This is a genomic window from Blautia glucerasea (assembly GCF_020537505.1).
Lineage (GTDB): Bacteria > Bacillota > Clostridia > Lachnospirales > Lachnospiraceae > Blautia_A.
The window spans coordinates 129,663-148,101 of sequence record NZ_JAJBMO010000004.1; the positions used below are offsets into that span (position 1 = coordinate 129,663).

Genomic DNA, 18,439 nt, shown 5'->3' on the forward strand with positions numbered 1-18,439 from the left:
CACGAAATTTGCCTATCGACATTTTTTCCCTCATAGTCTATAATATTGAATTGAAAGCAAATTTTGCCGATAAAAGGAGAAAATACCATGGGATTTGAATTCATCAAAAAGCTTCCAACCCCCGACGAGATCCGCAACCAATATCCCATTGATGCAAAGATCAAGGCACTGAAAGAGAAACGTGATCAGGAGATCCGTGATGTATTCACTGGAAAATCCGATAAATTTCTTGCAATCATTGGTCCCTGCTCTGCAGATAATGAAGATGCTGTATGCGACTATCTGCTGAGACTTCGCAAAGTTCAGGACAAGATCGCGGATAAGGTTTTAATCATTCCTCGCGTTTATACAAATAAACCGCGTACTACAGGTGAAGGTTATAAAGGAATGGTTCACCAGCCGGACCCGGAGAAAAAGCCCAACATGCTTGCCGGCCTTGTAGCAATCCGTAAAATGCACATTCGTGCAATCGAGGAGAGTGAATTTACCTGTGCAGATGAGATGCTTTATCCAGAGAACTGGCGCTACCTTTCCGATCTTCTTTCCTATGTTGCTGTAGGGGCACGTTCTGTTGAGGATCAGCAGCACCGCCTGACTGTCAGCGGTATGGACGTTCCGGCTGGAATGAAGAACCCAACAAGCGGTGACTTCAGCGTTATGCTGAACTCTGTTGTTGCAGCCCAGGGAAGCCACACCTTTATTTACAGAGGATGGGAAGTTGAAACTACTGGAAATGAGTTAACACATACTATTCTTCGTGGAGCTGTAAACAAACATGGAGAGGCAATTCCGAACTACCATTACGAAGATCTTCGTCTTCTTTTCGAGAAATATTCCGCTAAGAACCTGAAGAACATGGCTACCATCGTAGATACCAACCATTCCAACTCCAATAAGCAGTACGAGCAGCAGATCCGTATTGCCAAGGAAGTTCTTCACAGCCGTCAGGTTGATTCTGATGTACGAGGACTGGTAAAGGGTCTTATGATCGAGAGCTATATCGAGCCAGGCAACCAGAAGATCGGACCAAACCATGTATATGGCAAATCCATTACAGATGCCTGCCTTGGATGGAAAGAGTCTGAGGAACTGCTGTATACAATTGCTGAAATGTGCTAATTATAAAATGCTCTGAATTTCCCGTTTTCAGGAAACGAGCCAAAACCATTCTGCAGGTTTTGCCTGTTATCGCGGCAGACGCTATGCCCCCGTGCAAGCACGGACTTTGGCTCGTTACCCGTGTAAATAAAAATCTCCTACGTTCTTTACGAATGTGGGAGATTTTTTTATCTGGAAATATTCACCCGAAAATCCTGTTTGCAGGATTCTCCACCTGCGGCGGTTTCCCAGGCAGCATCTGCCTTTCTGCTGCTTCCGTATCCTGCCCGGCAGGGCTATTCTATGTAATAAGGAATTCCAACGAAATTTCCTATTACACAAAATACTGCCCACAGATTTCTAATTTCATGGGCAGTTATCATCTTATTCTCTTCTCAATGTCTCGGATGTGCCTTCATATACACATCTCTCATCCGGTTAATATTCATGCTTAAATACACCTGGGTAGTAGAAATATCAGAATGTCCCAGCATCTCCTGAACGCTTCGGATGTCCGCTCCATTCTGCAGCATATGGACTGCAAAGGAATGTCTTAAGGTATGAGGCGTAATATCTCTGTGAATTCCGGCATCCTGCGCATACCCTTTCAGCATTTTCCAGAATCCCTGGCGGCTCATGGCCTTGCCGGAGCAATTGGTGAACAAGGCAGGCTCTGTATCGTCTTTCACGAATACCTTACGCCCTTCTTCCAGATAAAGCTTCAATGCCTCTTTACTTACATTTCCGATTGGAATAATACGCTCTTTGTTCTCCTGACATACCACATAGCCAAGCTGCAGATTCACATCTGTAGTCTCAAGATGGATCAGTTCACTTACCCGCATACCAGTCGCATACAAAAGTTCTAACATGGCTTTATCCCGGATTCCCTTAGGGGTAGTCAGATCTGGCTGCTTCAGAAGGTCATCCACCTCCTGAATGCTGAGGATCTCAGGAAGCTTCTTCTCAACCCTGGGTGATTTCAGATTGTCTGCAGGGTTCTCCTGGATCTTCCGCAACGCAAACATATGCTGAAAAAAAGCACGAATGGAAGCAACACTTCTGGAAATCGTAGATGACGCGAAGTTCTCTTTTTCCATATAATCCATATATCCCAGAAGATCAAATTCACGGACATCTGCCGCTGCAGTGATCCCCTTTGTTTCCAGATATGCAGACATTTTATTCAGATCACGCTGGTAGGAAACCTCTGTATTCTGGGATGTTTTCTTCGTATTATGTAAGTATTCTATAAACTCGCGTATTTCCAGTTCCATATTGTTTACTTCCTGTCTCTCTAGTTGTGGAGTTACTGTTCACGACCATCACAGCAACACGCTTCGTGATACCCAAAAACATCTCGCGGAACATTACCAGTGAACAGTAACGTTATAGATTTCAATTCATGGGGCCCTGTACATTCGAATCTTGCGTTTTACTCCATATGTTGTAAGGACGGGCTATCTCCCCACAATAACCATTTTTAAAATGTACCTGTATTATACTTTGTAATTAACATAAAATCAAACCTTTTTTTCCTTTTGAAATCGTATAAAAGCAGGGCTTTTTCATTATTTTTACAAAATAAAGCAGATTTTATGGTAACCATCACTATATCTTGTGACTTTTCTGTTGTTTTCCTCTAAAAAAATTTCGAAAAATCTAGAATTTTGTTTAAAATCCACGGATTCACACGCCATTCCAGGAAGATTCCCACACCATACAGCATTGTATACAAGAATACTTTCAGAAAATAATCACTCACCTTCCGGGGGAAAATGCCGTGGTTACGCCAGATTCCCATAGACTCCCTGTAGATCATCTGATAAACCACATTCCATAATGGCAGATAGATCAGATACTGTGGAAAAAGAAGCGCTGCTGCAACTACTCCGCCTGTAAGCCCAAACTGCAAAATGGACATGGAGAATACCATTCCCAATTCAAGCCCTGTAAAAAGCATTGCCCCCACTGCTATTGGAACGCCAAATACAGTGAAACCACATAGCAGAGAAAGGAAAAAGAAGCTGCCTCGCATCCATATGATCTTCAGCAGATAATCGGTTCCCTCTGCCCCTGTTTTTCCATAAGCAGCCAATAGATAAATTGCAGAAAATGCCTGCTGCTTCCAAGAAAAACAATAAATAAAATTCGGAATCAGCAGGCCGGCAAGGAATCCGGCCATCAGCAGGGCCAGTCCTGGAAAAAAGTTTTTTATTTTGGTACTGAGTACAGTTTCCATATATTCACCCTGTACCATTGTACGCAGTTTTGTTCCTGATTATGTTGACATTTCATATGGCATAAAAAAACCGCCCCGCATCTTTCATATAATATGAAAAATACGGAAGCGGTTTCTTAAGTTGTTACTGTTCACTCCGTGAACAGCAGCCTTAAGTTCTAATGTAAATTAACTCCGATTATTTGGCATAATCAACAGCTCTGCTCTCGCGGATCACATTAACCTTAATCTGACCCGGATACTCAAGCTCAGCTTCAATCTGCTTCGCTATATCTCTTGCGAGAAGTACCATCTCAGAATCGTTCACATGCTCAGGAACTACCATAACACGGATCTCTCTACCAGCCTGGATTGCAAAGGATTTCTCTACACCCTTGAACTGGTTTGTAATATCCTCAAGCTGTTTCAGCCTGTTGGTATACGTCTCCAGTGTCTCTCTTCTGGCACCTGGACGCGCTGCGGAAATTGCGTCTGCTGCCTGCACGATACAAGCAATAAGACTCTCCGGCTCCACATCACCATGATGTGCGGCTACCGCATTGATCACAAGCGGTGATTCCTTATATTTCTTACAAAGGTTTACACCAATCTCAATATGGGACCCCTCAACTTCATGGTCAATAGATTTACCGATATCATGAAGAAGACCTGCACGTTTCGCCATGCGCACATCCACACCAATCTCACCGGCAAGCAGACCGGAAAGCTGTGCAACCTCAATGGAATGCTTCAATGCATTCTGTCCATAGCTTGAACGGAATTTCATACGTCCAAGAAGCTTCAAAAGCTCTGGGTGGATGCCGTGGACTCCAACGTCCATCGCTGCATTCTCACCATCCTCGCGGATCTGAGTCTCAACTTCTTTCTGTGCTTTTTCAACCATTTCCTCGATTCTGGCCGGATGGATACGTCCATCAACGATCAGTTTCTCAAGTGCTACTCTTGCCACTTCACGTCTGATAGGATCAAAGGATGAGAGAACTACCGCCTCAGGGGTATCATCAATGATAAGGTCTACACCTGTCAAGGTCTCCATGGTACGGATATTACGTCCCTCACGTCCGATAATACGTCCCTTCATCTCGTCGCTTGGAAGCTGCACTACAGAAATAGTAGTCTCAGCCACATGGTCTACTGCACATTTCTGAATGGCATTTACCACGTATTCTTTGGCTTTCTTTCCTGCTTCTTCCTTCGCCTGGCTCTCAAGTTCCTTGTAAAGTCTGGCAACATCAACTTTCACATCGTCTTCCACAGATCTGAGCAATTCTTCTTTTGCCTGTTCGGAGGTCAGACCGGAAACACGTTCCAGTTCCTGTACTCCTTTCAGTTCGAGTTCATCTACTCTCTTTTCTTTCTTTTGCAATTCTGCAAATCTCGCTGTGCACTCTGCCTCGCGCTTCTCAACTGCTTCAGCTTTCTTATCGACGGTTTCTTCCTTCGCTAAGACACGCTTCTCATATTTCAGCAGTTCGTTTCTACGTTCCTTGGTTTCTTTCTCCAGTTCATTCTTGGTACGGAGAGATTCTTCCTTTACTTCCAATAAAGTTTCACGTTTCTTTGTTTCGGCCGTTTTTAAGGCTTCATCAATGATGCCTCTGGCCTTTTCTTCAGCTGACCCAATCGTTTCTGCGTCTTTCTTAACTTTGTTATCCACAGAAACTTTACTAGTAATAGGAACTGCAATCAGTAGAGTGGCTACTACAGCGACAACTGCAACAATAATTGTTGTCACAGGAGCACCTCCTCAATATTTAATTTTCATTGTGCAATCACAACAATACAAGTTTATCTTTTTTTTAGAATTATGTCAAGTTTTTCTACCGAAAAAGAAAATTTTAATTTCGGCAGGGCGCTGCAGCTCCACTCACGCATAGTTATATGCACAGCCGGAAAAAAGGCAGAACCGCCTATTCATAGCTTCTCTCACAGGTAATGTTCATCTCGTCCAGCACATGGGAAACATCACCGTAGGAGAAGCCTCTTCGAAGGAGGAATCCCTGAAGTCTGCGCATTTTCTTCTCATCCAGAGCGGTGTCTGGCTGACACTTCTTCTCCACAGTGGCACGAAGAACAGCCAGCTCGTCTGGCTCTTCTACTTCTGCTGCTTCTTCCCAGGCTGCAAGGGCAGTCTCCCTGTCGATTCCCTTCCCAGCCAGCGCCTGAAGGATCTTCTGGCGGCTCTTGGTTCCCATTCGGAAGGAAATATAGTTCATCGCATACCGCTGGTCATTGAGGTAGCCGTAGGAACGCACATAATTCATGGCATCCTCCACTGCTTCTGCTGAAAAGCCTGCCTGACGCAGCCGGTCAGACAGGCCTTTCTCTGTGCGGTCCATATGCTCCAGAAGAAGCATCGCCTTTCTCCTGGCATTCTTCTGCTCTTCAAGTGTAACCGCCATATTTTATTCCTCTACAGATGCTGGAGTATCAGCTGCTGGTGCCGCATCAGGCTTCTTCTCAGACTGCTCTTCTTCCTCTCCTGGGAGCAGGTTGTAACGAATACGAACTTTACGCTCGATCTCGTCGCAGATATCCGGATGCTCTTTCAGAAACAGCTTGGCATTCTCACGGCCCTGGCCAATCTTATTGCCCTCATATGCGTACCACGCGCCACTCTTATTCACAATGGAATTCTCAGCAGCAAGATCAAGGATATCGCCCTCCTTGGAGATACCGGTACCAAACATGATATCAAACTCAGCCTGCTTAAATGGCGGAGCTACCTTATTCTTAACAACCTTGATCCTGGTATGGTTCCCAACCATCTCGCCGCCCTGCTTCAAAGTCTCTACACGGCGCACATCCAGACGTACAGAAGAGTAGAACTTAAGGGCACGTCCACCGGTAGTAGTCTCTGGATTACCAAACATAACGCCAACCTTCTCACGAAGCTGGTTGATAAAGATTACAACACAGTTGGACTTGCTGATAATGGCAGTTAGCTTACGAAGAGCCTGAGACATCAGACGTGCCTGCAAACCTACGTGGCTATCGCCCATATCGCCGTCAATCTCAGCTTTGGGAACCAGAGCTGCAACGGAGTCTACGATAATAATATCTACTGCACCGGAACGGACCATGGTTTCTGCGATTTCCAGAGCCTGCTCGCCGTTATCCGGCTGGGAAATATAAAGGTTATCAATATCTACACCAATATTCTTGGCATATACAGGATCAAGTGCGTGCTCTGCATCAATGAAACCTGCAATTCCACCTCTCTTCTGCACCTCAGCAACCATATGCAAGGCGACTGTGGTCTTACCACTGGACTCTGGTCCATAAATCTCTACAATACGTCCCTTCGGCACACCGCCTACGCCAAGTGCAATGTCAAGACTTAAAGAACCGGTAGGAACTGTCTCTACCTGCATATTGGCACTGGACTCACCAAGCTTCATTACAGAACCCTTACCGTACTGCTTCTCAATCTGTCCAAGGGCTGCTTCCAGCGCTTTCTTCTTCTCTTCATTTATCATGATTCAAATCTCCTATTCTTCATAATCCGTCAGTCCGCGGTGGTCTCTGCAGCTATTCAATTCTTACTGCCCACTGCAGACCAGTAACATTAATTGGACTGTATATCATTCCCGCTTCCGCTAATACGAACCTATGTTCGTTTCTTTCTGTAGTACATAGTATCTTAAATCCGTTCACTTGTCAAGCCCCTACTCGCCATATAAAAATTTTATTTTTACAATACTTTATTTTCACCTGTGGAATCATCCCGGAATACGGGTGTGAAGTTCTTCTGTGTGCCGGAGACAGATAAACCTCCGGTAAATTTGAGATGGATCTGCGCAGCTTTTAAGCTGCCACTTTCCTGTCAGTAACTTTACTATATAGCAAAATATCCGGAATTACAAGAACATTTTCCTGCAATTCCGGATTTCCTTATTAACCGCTTTTCCCTATCCCTGGCTCAGCACACTTCTCACATGCTCTACTTCTTCCCTTGTAGCCTGTGCTGCAGGCACATAATAGCCTCTTGCACGCGCAATCTGGTAGATTTCCTCCTGGGACATCTCGCACTGGTTTCTCATCTGCTTCAAGGTCTGTTTCAGCTGTGGATTCTCTGTCTGAGGGATCATTTCCCCATAACGTGTCAGTTCCCCATTGATTCCTGCAAGTGTATCTGCAACCATCACTTTTTCATTCATGTGTGCTACCTCCTACTGTAAATACTGCATAAGCTGATTTTTGCAATCTACCGCTGACTGGGCAGACTTCTGGAAAAACTGCTTCACCTGGGCATCCGTAGCCTGGCCTGCGTACTCATCCATTTTACAGTGGGTTGTGTCAAATCCACCGATCAGGTGTCTTAAATTCTGTAAATCCAATTCTGAAATCTGGTTCATATAACCTGCCTCCTGTTCATAAAATTCTTTTCCAGAATGTCCGGTATCTATAAATTTCCCAGATCAGCAAAGCTGTATCTGAGTCCCTCACAGCAAAATACAGGAGAAAATAATTTCCTCCTGTATCCTGAACCGGACACCTTACAAGAAGCAGTATGCCCGCCTTTTCATCCTATTATGCAACAAATCTTATGTCCCAAAATCCAGCCAAAACCGGATTCTGTTGTCTTTTATTCCCCGATCAGCCAGTTATACATCTCTTCATACTGGCGTGCAGAATTGTTCCATGAGAAATCCTTGGCCATAGCGCGGTCTACCATCTTATTCCATTCGCGCTTCTTATCATAATAAATATGCTCTGCATAACGAATGGTAGAAAGCATCTCATGTGCATTGTAATTGCTGAAGGAGAATCCTGTTCCGGTTCCCTCAAATTCATTGTAAGGCTCTACTGTATCCTTCAAGCCGCCAGTCTCTCTGACAATCGGAAGTGTACCATAGCGAAGGCTCATCAGCTGGCTTAATCCGCATGGCTCAAACAGGGACGGCATGAGGAATGCGTCGGAAGCTGCATAGATTCTGTGAGACATGCTCTCATCATAATAAATCTGTGCAGATACCTTGCCGTGATATTTCCAGTCAAAATGACGGAACATATTCTCATAGCGCTCATCACCTGTACCAAGAGCTACGATCTGTACGGAATCCTGGCAAAGTTCATCCATAATATATGCGATCAGATCAAATCCCTTCTGGTCAGTCAGACGGGAAACAATACCGATCATCATTGCCTTCGGATCCTGCTCAAGGCCTAAATCCTTCTGAAGCTGGATTTTGTTCTTCACTTTCTCCTTGCGGAAGGTGGTGGCATTATAGCGTGCAGTCAGATTGTTATCTGTCTCTGGATTAAAGTCGTTATAATCAATACCATTTACAATACCGCGGAGACTGTTGGAACGTGCGCGGAGCAGTCCATCCAGGCCCTCGCCATAGAACGGTGTTTTGATCTCATCTGCATAAGTATTGCTTACTGTAGTAACTGCATCTGCAAATACGATACCGCCCTTCAGGAAGTTACCATCCTTGTATGCTTCCAGCTTGTCCGGTGTAAAGTAATAATCGGAAAGTCCGGTAAGCTCTTTGATGGTCTTCACGTCATATACACCCTGGAATTTCAGGTTATGTATGGTCATGATGGTCTTAATGCCCCAGAAGAACTGATTCTGCTGGAAGCTGTCATGAAGGTAAACAGGAACAAGGCCTGTCTGCCAGTCGTGGCAGTGAATAATGTCAGGTCTGAATCCAATTACCGGAAGTACGGAAAGCACTGCCTTGGAAAAGAATGCAAATTTCTCCAGATCCCACGGAGCACTGTCATATGGCTTCGGGCCGCTGAAGTAATATTCATTATCTATAAAGTAGAACTGAATGCCATCATACTCCATCTGAAGAACACCTACATAACAGTTCTTATAGCCCAGATCCATATAGAAGTGTGTGACATATTCCATTTTATCTTTCCATTCCTGCTTCATACAGGCATATTTCGGTAAGATTACACGAATGTCAAAATAACGTTTATCAAAGCATTTCGGCAGTGAACCAGCTACGTCAGCTAACCCCCCGGTCTTTATAAAAGGCACTGCTTCTGATGTTGCAAAAAGAATTCTTTTCATCCGAAAAAACCTCCTTAGTAATAGCGAATAGCTTCTTATAACTCATATTATACCCCATAATTTCCTTATTGGAAAGAACGATTTTTATATTCCAGCCGAATTTTATCCGCAATCAATGCAATAAACTCAGAATTGGTAGGTTTCCCTTTCCCATTGCTTACGGTGTAGCCAAACAGCTGGTCAATGGTATCCATCTTTCCACGGCTCCATGCCACTTCGATGGCATGCCTGATAGCACGCTCCACACGGCTTGGCGTGGTCTGATGGCGCTTGGCTATGGTAGGGTATAAAATTTTTGTAATTGAATTCAGCATTTCCATATCATTTACGGATAGAATAATGGCATCCCGCAAATACTGATAACCTTTAATATGTGCAGGAACTCCGATTTCATGTATGATATCCGTCACGTCAGTTTCCAGATTGCCCGAATTGTATGCACTTTCTTCCTCCTTTGGTCTTGGACGGTTCATTTCCCTTGCCCGCCGCTCTCCGGCCCGGCGGATATGCTTGATCCGGTTCAACAGCATTTTATTGTCAAAAGGCTTCAGCATAAAATAATCTGCTCCAAGATCAAAAGCGTCCTCTGTAATCCGCTCCTGTCCAACTGCTGAAACTACAATAAATGACGGCACCTTTTTCAGATTTTCATCATGACTGAAACGCTCCATCACGGAAAGTCCGTCGACTTTTGGCATAATAATATCCAGAACAACCACATCGGGCTGTTTTTCCCTGATGATGTTACAGATTTCTTCTCCATTATGTGCTTTTCCAACCAGTTTCAGGTCTTCGTCCTGGTCAATGATCTTACTCAGTACTTCCACCATTTTCTCATTATCGTCCGCAATTGCCACATTTAATTTTTCCATGAGGCTATTCTCCTCCTACCATTTTGAAAATTCTCCAGCATTCTATAGCCGAAGTTTTACTATATTCCCGATATCGGAAACAAATGGCCTTTTCTCCCCAATATCTTCCTATCACCTGTACAAAACAGCAGGGCCCTGTTTGCTCTTGCACATTTTTCAGAAAAATTTTCCTTTGCTGTAACAACGTCTATTATAGTGGAACTGACATGGTGAAATCAAGCCGAAAGTGCCGATTTTACTGCATTTTCGTTCGATTTGTTTCGAGCTTTTTAGCCTATTTTCAAGACAAAAGATCTGGTTTTTCTGATGATTTTTTTATAATAAGACAGCATTTTACAAAGCCCTTCATTTTAATCGGATTTTTCTTTTTTTCGAGTTTTGAATTGCAGGAAATGGAATCCATTCATAAAAATACAAGATTGAAATCCGTAATTCGCTCCATACTAAAAAGTGAAATCTGCAAAAGATATTTTGCCAAAAACAAAAGAAAAGGAAGTGAAAACATGTACCAGAAACGAAAATATAAAGCTTTTATCCTGCTCTGTCTCATTCTTGACCTTCTGGCAATGGTATTTCTGGGATATCGTTATCTGGACCGGAAAATTCCGGATGAAATACACATTGACAGAAATTCAGGACTGGACCTGTCCCAGCTTTCCAATCTCCCATTTGTATCTTTTGGAGAGTCCATCACAGCTTCCGGGGAAGGCAGTTACCAGCTGTCATGCACGCTTTTTGGAAAAATCCCTTTTAAGGATATAAAAGTAACGCCAACGAAAGGCGACAGTATTCTGGTCAGCGGAAGCACCGTTGGAATTTACATGGAAACAGCCGGGGTTCTGGTGATCGACACTGGGGAAATTCTTTCTGAAGACGGGCAGTTACAGGATCCTGCCAAAAACAGATTAAAGCCTGGTGACTATATTATTGGATTAAATCAGCAGAAAATATCCTGTAAGCAGGAGCTGATCCAGGATCTGGAAAAGATTAACGGGAATCCTGTTACAGTAAATGTGCGGCGGGATAACAATACCATTCCTGTTTCTCTTACTCCTGTGCAGGATTCTTCGGGCAAATACAAGCTTGGGATCTGGGTGCGGGACGATACTCAGGGAATCGGCACCCTTACCTATGTGACAAAGGATGGTAATTTCGGTGCTCTCGGACATGGGATCAGCGATATCGACACTGGGAATCTTTTGTCCATAAAAGGAGGAAAGCTTTACTACGCCCAGATTCTTGGGGTGCAAAAGGGGGAAAAAGGAAGCCCAGGAGAACTTTCCGGGCTGATTCGGTATCGAAATGACAATGTGATCGGACAAATATGTATAAATAGTTCAAACGGGATTTACGGGGATTTCACTAACATTTCTGACAATAATGTTACAGAAATCCAGGCTGCAGCTTCTGCTCCAGATGTTACAGGCAGTTCCTCTGCAAGTCCCAGACAGCAGGAAACCTCTTCCTGGGATCTGGCGGATTGTTTTTCAGCAGATGATCCACAGCAGATTACACTGCGTCAAATGAAGATCGGCTACAAACAGGAAGTCCAGACCGGTTCAGCCTCTGTTCTATGCGACGTAGGTGATGGAGTAAAAGAATACCACGCAGAGATCACCAGGATTGACATGAACCACGAAGACACTAACAAAAGCTTCGTCATCCGCATTACTGACCAGGAGCTTCTTAACACCACCGGCGGCATTGTCCAGGGCATGTCAGGTAGTCCTATCCTCCAGAATGGAAAAGTGATCGGAGCCGTCACCCATGTCTTCGTCCAGGACGCTGCAAGCGGGTATGGGATCTTTATTGAGAATATGCTGAAAAACTAAGAAATGAAGAAAAACACACCTCGCGGATTTTTCTTCTCTGTAGTGTAAAAAATGGGAAAGATTTTCAAAATCTAAATCTTTCCCATTTTTCTGATAGGTGCTAATACGCAATGATGCAATGTATGAATAAATACACTGGAGCAAATACATCTAACAGAATTTTCCCGTTATCACGTTAATCTTCAGGATTCAGTGCAGACGTTGTCTGACCCGCCAAAAAAGGCCACGCGTCTGCACCTTACAATCCCGCCTTGCACGCTCCTGCCAGCTTCTTCATCTCCCTTGCATTCTCCAGCACAGTGCCTGTGATCTGGGCGCCGCCAAGAAGACGGGCGAGTTCGCGAATGGAGGACTCTTCGTCAAGAGGGTGGATCTGGGTTGTGGTCTTGGTGCCTTCCACCTGCTTCCTAATCTCAAAATGGGAATCTGCCATAGCTGCGATCTGGGGAAGGTGGGTAATGCACAGCACCTGGTGATGGTGACCGATCACTGCCATTTTCTCGGAAACCTTTTGTGCGGTACGGCCGCTGATTCCGGTGTCAATTTCATCAAAGATCAAAGTCTCGATCTGGTCCCGGTCTGCCAGAATTGCTTTTAGGGCAAGCATGATTCTGGAGAGCTCACCGCCGGATACAATCTTGCCAAGAGGTTTCAGACTCTCTCCCGGGTTTGTGGAAATCTCGTACTGGATCTCATCAAAGCCATTGTCTGTAAAGCTGCTTCTTCTGGCAAATGTGATGGCAAACTGTACATCCAGGAAATTTAAGTCCTTCAATCCCTGGATCACCTTTTCCTCTAACTGACAGCTGTATTCTTTGCGAACCTCCGACAGACGGCTGCAAGCCGCTTCCAGTTTCTTCTCTGCCTTTTTCAGTTCTTCCTTGGCAGCTTCGAAAATTTCTTCATACTTCTGGAGTTTATTCAGCTTCTCCTGCTGTTTCTTCTGATACTCCTGAATTTCTTCGATCCGCTGGCCATATTTTGCTTTCAAACCATTGAGCAGATCCAGGCGGCGCTCCGTCTCATAAAATACAGATTCGTCAAAAGTCATATCATCCATATAGGAGGACAGTTCCCTGTTAAAATCATTGAGAAGCCCGTCAACCTCGCTTAGAGTCTGGGAAAGGGATTCCAGCTGGTCATCATATTCTGTCACTCTGGAAAGCTCCCGAAGCGCTTCTCCCACAGCTTCACCAGCCCCCTGTCCGTCATATCCGGTAAGGACATGGGTGCTTTGAAGGGAATCGATAATTCTACGCCCATTGGACAGCTTCCGGTACTGCTTCTCCAGTTCCTCGTCCTCTCCCGGAACCAAAGCTGCCTTCTCGATCTCATTGATCTCAAATTCCAGGAACGCCATTTCCCGGTTCTTCTGCTCTTCGTCCATATCAAGGGATTTCAGCTCCGCCTGACATTTCTTATATTCCTGATAGGCTGCTTTCACCTTTTCTTTTTCCGGAAGAATTCTCTCACGGCCATAGGCATCCAGGATTTCCAGCTGCTTCTCTTCATAGAGAAGGGACTGATGCTCATGCTGTCCATGAATATCAAGAAGGCAGGCTGCTGCAGCTTTCATCTGACTCACAGTACTTGTCTCCCCATTTATTTTGTTAATGCTCCTGCCGTCCATAATTTTTCTGGACATGAGGACCTGTCCGTCTTCCGGGTAAATGTCAAGTGCGGCAAGTGCCTCTTTTGCCTTTGTATTTTCTACCTGGAATAAAAGCTCTACCAGTGCATAAGGGGCATTTTCCCGGACCATGCTTCTGGATGTCTTCCCTCCCAGGATCAGCTGCATGGAACCAAGAAGAATAGACTTACCAGCACCAGTCTCACCAGTGAGGATGTTAAGTCCAGGTCCGAATTCCACTTCGATTTCATCTATGAGTGCAAGGTTTTTTACGTGTAAATGTACTAACAAGGTTGACCTCCTTACTGTTCGCTCATACTGCTAAAAACAGGACCAGCTGGTCCCTATGTACTGTCAGGCAATATTGTACCGCAAAAACAGCACATGCCCTTCAGATAGCAACAATTATCCACGCAGACTGTTTCCATTCTTATCTTCTGTTTAAAATACTGCCCAGCTTCTCCATGACACCCTCAGCCAGCTCTGTGCTCTTGCAGGCGCACATAATAGTGTCATCTCCTGCAATACAGCCTAAAATCTCCGGCCACTTTAATGCATCCAATGCAGTAGCAACCCCCATGGCCATGCCAGTAACAGTCTTGATCACCACCAGGTTTTGTCCCACATCAATGGACACAACTGCATCATTTAACACCCTTGTATACTGGTCTCCAAGTCCTGGCTGGGTGTCCTGCAGGATGGCATAGCGGGATTTCCCGTCTTTTCCTGCAACCTTGGTCATTTTCAGTGCACGGATATCTCGTGAAACCGTAGCCTGTGTCACCTTAAAACCGGCTTCATTTAATCTGGCCGCAAGCTCTTCCTGTGTATCAATATCATATTCTTTTATCAGTTCGATGATCTTCTCATGTCTTGCTAATTTCACTTCTAAACCTCCCTGCAAAGATCTTCTCCCTCAGAGTCTGCTTTACCCCTCTTACGATATGCCTTTTACCTGCTCTGATTTAATCTTTGCAACGCAATCTGAAAATAATATTTATATAAAATACCCATATAGCATCCGCCAGACATTTCTTAATAATATCTGTACAGCATAGTTAATCAGCTATCTCTCATCTTCTGCCTCAGCACTTCAACAAAACTTAAATGATTCAGCTTCAAAATCCTGGTCTTCACTTCTGCCTTACGGATTACGATTCTGTCCCCGGTGATCATTGGGATCTCCGAATCCCCATCAAAAGAAGCCAGTCCCTTTTCACAATCCTGGTGGCGTCCCTCTCCCATTTCCACTGTGATCACGTCCTCAGCCGGGAACACAATGCTCCGGCTGTTCAGAGTGTGTGGCGCAATCGGTGTCATAATCGTCATCTCCCCGCTTGGAGAAACAATAGGGCCGCCAACGGAAAGGCTGTATCCTGTAGAACCTGTAGGAGTAGAAATAATAATTCCATCTGCATTATAAGAGTTCAGATATTCGTCATTGACAAAATTTTTAAATCTGACAACACGGAGTGGTCCTTCCCTTGCAATTACAATATCGTTTAAGGCAATGTCTTCGCCGATAACCTTATCTCCCCGGTAAACCGTGCCTGAGAGCATCATCCGCTCCTCTACCTCGTAGACATCCGCCAGGAGCTTGTCAAGAGCCTGATATACAGACTGCCTGTCCACCTCAGCCAGGAAGCCCAGATTTCCAAGGTTGACTCCCAGAAGGGGAATCTGGCTGCGCTTCCCGTTATGAGCCGCCTGAATATCCCTTGCGGCCTGCAGAAGGGTTCCATCCCCCCCAAGTACGATAATGCACTGTGTTTCTTCTGGAATCTTTCTTGGATCCGTATAGTGGAACGGTCCCGCAGGCTGTCTGTCTGCCAGCTGAACCTCACAGCATCCGCCTCTATTTTCAAGGTAATCCACCACGCGGTCTGTAAATTCCAGATTTTTATCTTTTTCACTGTTCGTTATAATATAAAAATTATTCATAACTTAAGTTCCTGTATCCGTTTACTGGGAAAATCCCTGATATCAGATGACTTTCCGTCCTATTCTATTACTGCCAAAGCATCTGTCAATTCGCTGCCGGTTTATCCAGTGCTCCATGCGCCTGGGCCACCACGTCCTCCACTTTCACAGTAAGGCTGTCCGGAACTTCCGTTCCTTCCGGTCTTTTCTTCAGATGCAGCAGGTATTCAATATTTCCCTCCGGTCCCTTGATCGGGGAAAAAGAAAGGTGACAGGGCTCAAGGGCAATGCCCATGGCAAAGTCCCTTACCTTCTCGATCACTTCCTGATGGACTGCCGGATCACGGACAACACCTTTCTTTCCAACCTTCTCTCTGCCAGCTTCAAACTGGGGCTTGATCAGGCAGACGATCTCACCATCCTCTGTAAGAAGATTTCTCACAGGTCCCAGTACCTTTGTCAGGGAAATAAAGGAAACGTCAATTGAGGAAAATGCAGGCTTCTCCTGAATATCCTCCGGCACCACATAACGGATATTGGTCTTCTCCATGCAGACAACCCTTGGATCATTGCGAAGCTTCCAGTCCAGCTGGCCATATCCCACATCAATGGAATATACCTTCACTCCGCCGTTCTGGAGCATGCAGTCTGTAAATCCTCCGGTGGAAGCACCTACATCCATGCATACATTCCCCTCAAGTGTCACGTCAAATTCATTCATTGCTTTCTCGAGCTTCAGTCCGCCGCGGCTTACATAGGGAAGGGTGTTTCCTCTTACCTCCACCTTCACCGTCTCTGCAAACATGGAGCCTGCTTTATCTTCTTTCTGACCGTCTACATAAACCTGTCCGGCCATGATATATGCTTTTGCCTTTTCTCTGGAAGGTGCAAGAGCGCGCTCCACCAGCATCATATCCAATCGTTTCTTCATTCTCTTATTCCTTCCGAAAATTTCTTTATCTGATCTGCAATGGCAGGGGCACTAAGGCCCAGCTGTGCCCGAAGGCTGTCCACACCTCCATGGGGCACAAAACGGTCCGGGATTGCCACTGGCAGCACCTGGATGTCAGAGTGGTATTTCTCCATATAACCGCACACCTGCTGCCCAAAGCCGCCATTTTGCACATTTTCTTCTACTGTTACTACCAGACTGTGATTCTTTGCCAGCTGGTCCAGCAAAGCTGTATCCATTGGCTTTACAAAGCGGACATTTACAAAGGTTGGATCAAATCCGGCATTTTCTAATTCTTTGGTAACCTCCTGGCAGATCTCCACCATACTGCCAAGGGCCAGAACTGCCACCCTGCTTCCGCTGTGAAGGACTTCGCTTTTTCCAGGCTCCACAGGTGTCTCATACTCCTGCAAACCCTGATAAGCGTCCCCTCTCGGATAGCGGATTGCCACAGGACCATCTGCCTTCACTGCAAAGCGGAGCATTTCTTTTAACTCCCAGTCATTCTTCGGCGCCATCACAGTCATCCCTGGCATCATGCTCAGATAGGAAATGTCAAAATTTCCCTGATGTGTCTCACCATCTGCGCCCACAAGACCAGCTCTGTCCACAGCAAAGATCACATGAAGCTTCTGCATACAAACATCATGAAGCATCTGATCCACCGCTCTTTGTAAAAAAGAGGAATAGATAGCAACCACCGGGATCACACCACCAAGAGCCAGTCCTGCCGCAAAGGAAACCGCATGCTCCTCTGCGATCCCCACATCAAAGAAACGGTCTGGAAATCTCTGGGAAAATTTCTTAAGTCCGGTACCGTCCGGCATAGCCGCCGTAATCGCCACCAGCTTCTCTTCCTCTGCTGCAGCTTCACACAGAGCATCTGCAAAAACATCCGTATAGCCAGGACAGACCTTCTTCTGAACTGGTCTTCCAGTCTTTATATCAAATGGTCCAATTCCGTGGAACATATCCGGGTTCTGTCTGGCAGGCTCATAGCCGCGCCCCTTTTCTGTGAGTACATGAACCACAACAGGTCCCTTCACACGCTTGGCCTCGTTAAAAAGCCTCATCATCTGGCGCATATTATGGCCATCTACAGGGCCAAGGTAAGTCAGTCCCATATTTTCAAAGAGCATTCCCGGGATAAAAAGCTGTTTAATGCTGCTTTTTGTCCTTCGCATGGCATCTACCATGGCAGTTCCTACACGGGGGATCTTCTTCACTGCCTTATTCAGGCTCATCTTCATTCCTGTGTATGCTTCCGCGGTACGAATAACGCTGAGGTAATTTGACATTCCTCCTACATTGGGAGAAATGGACATATTATTATCATTTAAAATAATAATAAAATTCGTCTCCAGATCAGCCGCATTATTCAGCGCCTCATATGCCATCCCACCTGTAAGCGCGCCATCTCCGATCACGGAAACTACGTGATATTTTTCACCAAGAAGGTCTCTTGCCCGCACATAGCCAAGGCCTGCGGAAATAGAATCTGAGCTGTGGCCCGCATCAAAAGAGTCACAATTGCTCTCTCCTCTTTTTGGAAAACCGCTAAGTCCGCCTTCTTTACGCAGGGTTTCAAATTCTCCCTTCCGTCCGGTGAGGATCTTGTGGGTGTAAGCCTGGTGGCCTACATCCCAGATCAGCTTGTCATCTGGAAAATCCAGTACATTATGCAGTGCCAGTGTAAGCTCCACCACTCCGAGATTGGATGCCAGATGTCCTCCTGTCCTACTGACGGATTTAATCAAAAAGCTTCGTATTTCATCAGCCAGCTGAGGAAATTCAGCCAGAGGAATTTTGTGAATATCGTTGGGCTTTTTTATTTTATCCAGAATCATTTGTATCCCTCT

At 45.3% G+C, this 18,439-nt stretch carries 16 protein-coding genes; 2 read left to right on the top strand and 14 right to left on the bottom strand.

The genetic code is table 11. The features are described from left to right. The first annotated feature begins 87 nt into the window (after positions 1 to 87). Positions 88 to 1,119, top strand: coding sequence for a 3-deoxy-7-phosphoheptulonate synthase (locus LIQ05_RS05010; RefSeq protein ID WP_226819105.1), 1,032 nt, complete (start codon positions 88 to 90; stop codon positions 1,117 to 1,119). Between the two features lie 374 nt (positions 1,120 to 1,493). Here the strand turns inward: LIQ05_RS05010 and xerD are convergent, their stop codons facing one another. From xerD to spo0A, 9 genes are all read right to left on the bottom strand, one after another. Beyond that, positions 1,494 to 2,375, bottom strand: a complete 882-nt coding sequence (gene xerD, locus LIQ05_RS05015) for a site-specific tyrosine recombinase XerD (protein ID WP_226819107.1) — start codon at positions 2,373 to 2,375, stop codon at positions 1,494 to 1,496. 365 nt (positions 2,376 to 2,740) lie between these two features. After that, the gene (locus LIQ05_RS05020) at positions 2,741 to 3,340 is read right to left on the bottom strand and encodes a stage II sporulation protein M (protein WP_226819109.1); all 600 of its coding nucleotides are present in this window, start codon (positions 3,338 to 3,340) and stop codon (positions 2,741 to 2,743) included. A gap of 178 nt (positions 3,341 to 3,518) precedes the next feature. Beyond that, a complete protein-coding gene (gene rny / locus LIQ05_RS05025; RefSeq protein ID WP_416385977.1) occupies positions 3,519 to 5,063 on the bottom strand; it encodes a ribonuclease Y in 1,545 nt (514 codons plus the stop codon). Positions 5,064 to 5,250: 187 nt separating this feature from the next. Further along, entirely contained in the window at positions 5,251 to 5,742 is a 492-nt protein-coding gene (locus LIQ05_RS05030) for a regulatory protein RecX (RefSeq protein ID WP_226819113.1), read from the bottom strand. Positions 5,743 to 5,745: 3 nt separating this feature from the next. Next, entirely contained in the window at positions 5,746 to 6,819 is a 1,074-nt protein-coding gene (gene recA, locus LIQ05_RS05035; RefSeq protein ID WP_226819115.1) for a recombinase RecA, read from the bottom strand. A gap of 432 nt (positions 6,820 to 7,251) precedes the next feature. Further along, positions 7,252 to 7,500, bottom strand: a complete 249-nt coding sequence (locus LIQ05_RS05040) for a spore coat protein (RefSeq protein ID WP_226819117.1) — start codon at positions 7,498 to 7,500, stop codon at positions 7,252 to 7,254. A gap of 12 nt (positions 7,501 to 7,512) precedes the next feature. Continuing rightward, positions 7,513 to 7,698 carry a hypothetical protein gene (locus LIQ05_RS05045; protein WP_226819119.1) on the bottom strand — a complete coding sequence of 62 codons (186 nt, stop codon included), beginning with the start codon at positions 7,696 to 7,698 and terminating at the stop codon, positions 7,513 to 7,515. Positions 7,699 to 7,928: 230 nt separating this feature from the next. Further along, a complete protein-coding gene (gene glgA / locus LIQ05_RS05050) occupies positions 7,929 to 9,374 on the bottom strand; it encodes a glycogen synthase GlgA (protein WP_226819121.1) in 1,446 nt (481 codons plus the stop codon). Between the two features lie 65 nt (positions 9,375 to 9,439). Then, positions 9,440 to 10,246, bottom strand: a complete 807-nt coding sequence (gene spo0A / locus LIQ05_RS05055) for a sporulation transcription factor Spo0A (RefSeq protein ID WP_226819123.1) — start codon at positions 10,244 to 10,246, stop codon at positions 9,440 to 9,442. A 503-nt stretch (positions 10,247 to 10,749) separates the two neighbouring features. Here spo0A and LIQ05_RS05060 point away from each other — a divergent pair. Then, a complete protein-coding gene (locus tag LIQ05_RS05060; protein ID WP_226819125.1) occupies positions 10,750 to 12,078 on the top strand; it encodes a SpoIVB peptidase S55 domain-containing protein in 1,329 nt (442 codons plus the stop codon). Between the two features lie 238 nt (positions 12,079 to 12,316). On the opposite strand, the gene recN is transcribed toward LIQ05_RS05060, so the two are convergent. From recN to dxs, 5 genes are all read right to left on the bottom strand, one after another. Next, positions 12,317 to 13,999, bottom strand: a complete 1,683-nt coding sequence (gene recN / locus LIQ05_RS05065; RefSeq protein ID WP_226819127.1) for a DNA repair protein RecN — start codon at positions 13,997 to 13,999, stop codon at positions 12,317 to 12,319. Between the two features lie 139 nt (positions 14,000 to 14,138). Continuing rightward, a complete protein-coding gene (gene argR, locus LIQ05_RS05070) occupies positions 14,139 to 14,594 on the bottom strand; it encodes an arginine repressor (RefSeq protein WP_226819129.1) in 456 nt (151 codons plus the stop codon). Positions 14,595 to 14,770: 176 nt separating this feature from the next. After that, the gene (locus LIQ05_RS05075; RefSeq protein WP_226819131.1) at positions 14,771 to 15,649 is read right to left on the bottom strand and encodes an NAD(+)/NADH kinase; all 879 of its coding nucleotides are present in this window, start codon (positions 15,647 to 15,649) and stop codon (positions 14,771 to 14,773) included. Positions 15,650 to 15,734: 85 nt separating this feature from the next. After that, complete coding sequence (locus tag LIQ05_RS05080; protein WP_226819133.1) at positions 15,735 to 16,559, bottom strand: TlyA family RNA methyltransferase; 825 nt, start codon at positions 16,557 to 16,559, stop codon at positions 15,735 to 15,737. Beyond that, positions 16,556 to 18,427, bottom strand: a complete 1,872-nt coding sequence (gene dxs / locus LIQ05_RS05085; protein ID WP_226819135.1) for a 1-deoxy-D-xylulose-5-phosphate synthase — start codon at positions 18,425 to 18,427, stop codon at positions 16,556 to 16,558. Before dxs ends, LIQ05_RS05080 begins: the two co-directional genes overlap by 4 nt. Positions 18,428 to 18,439 lie beyond the last annotated feature (12 nt).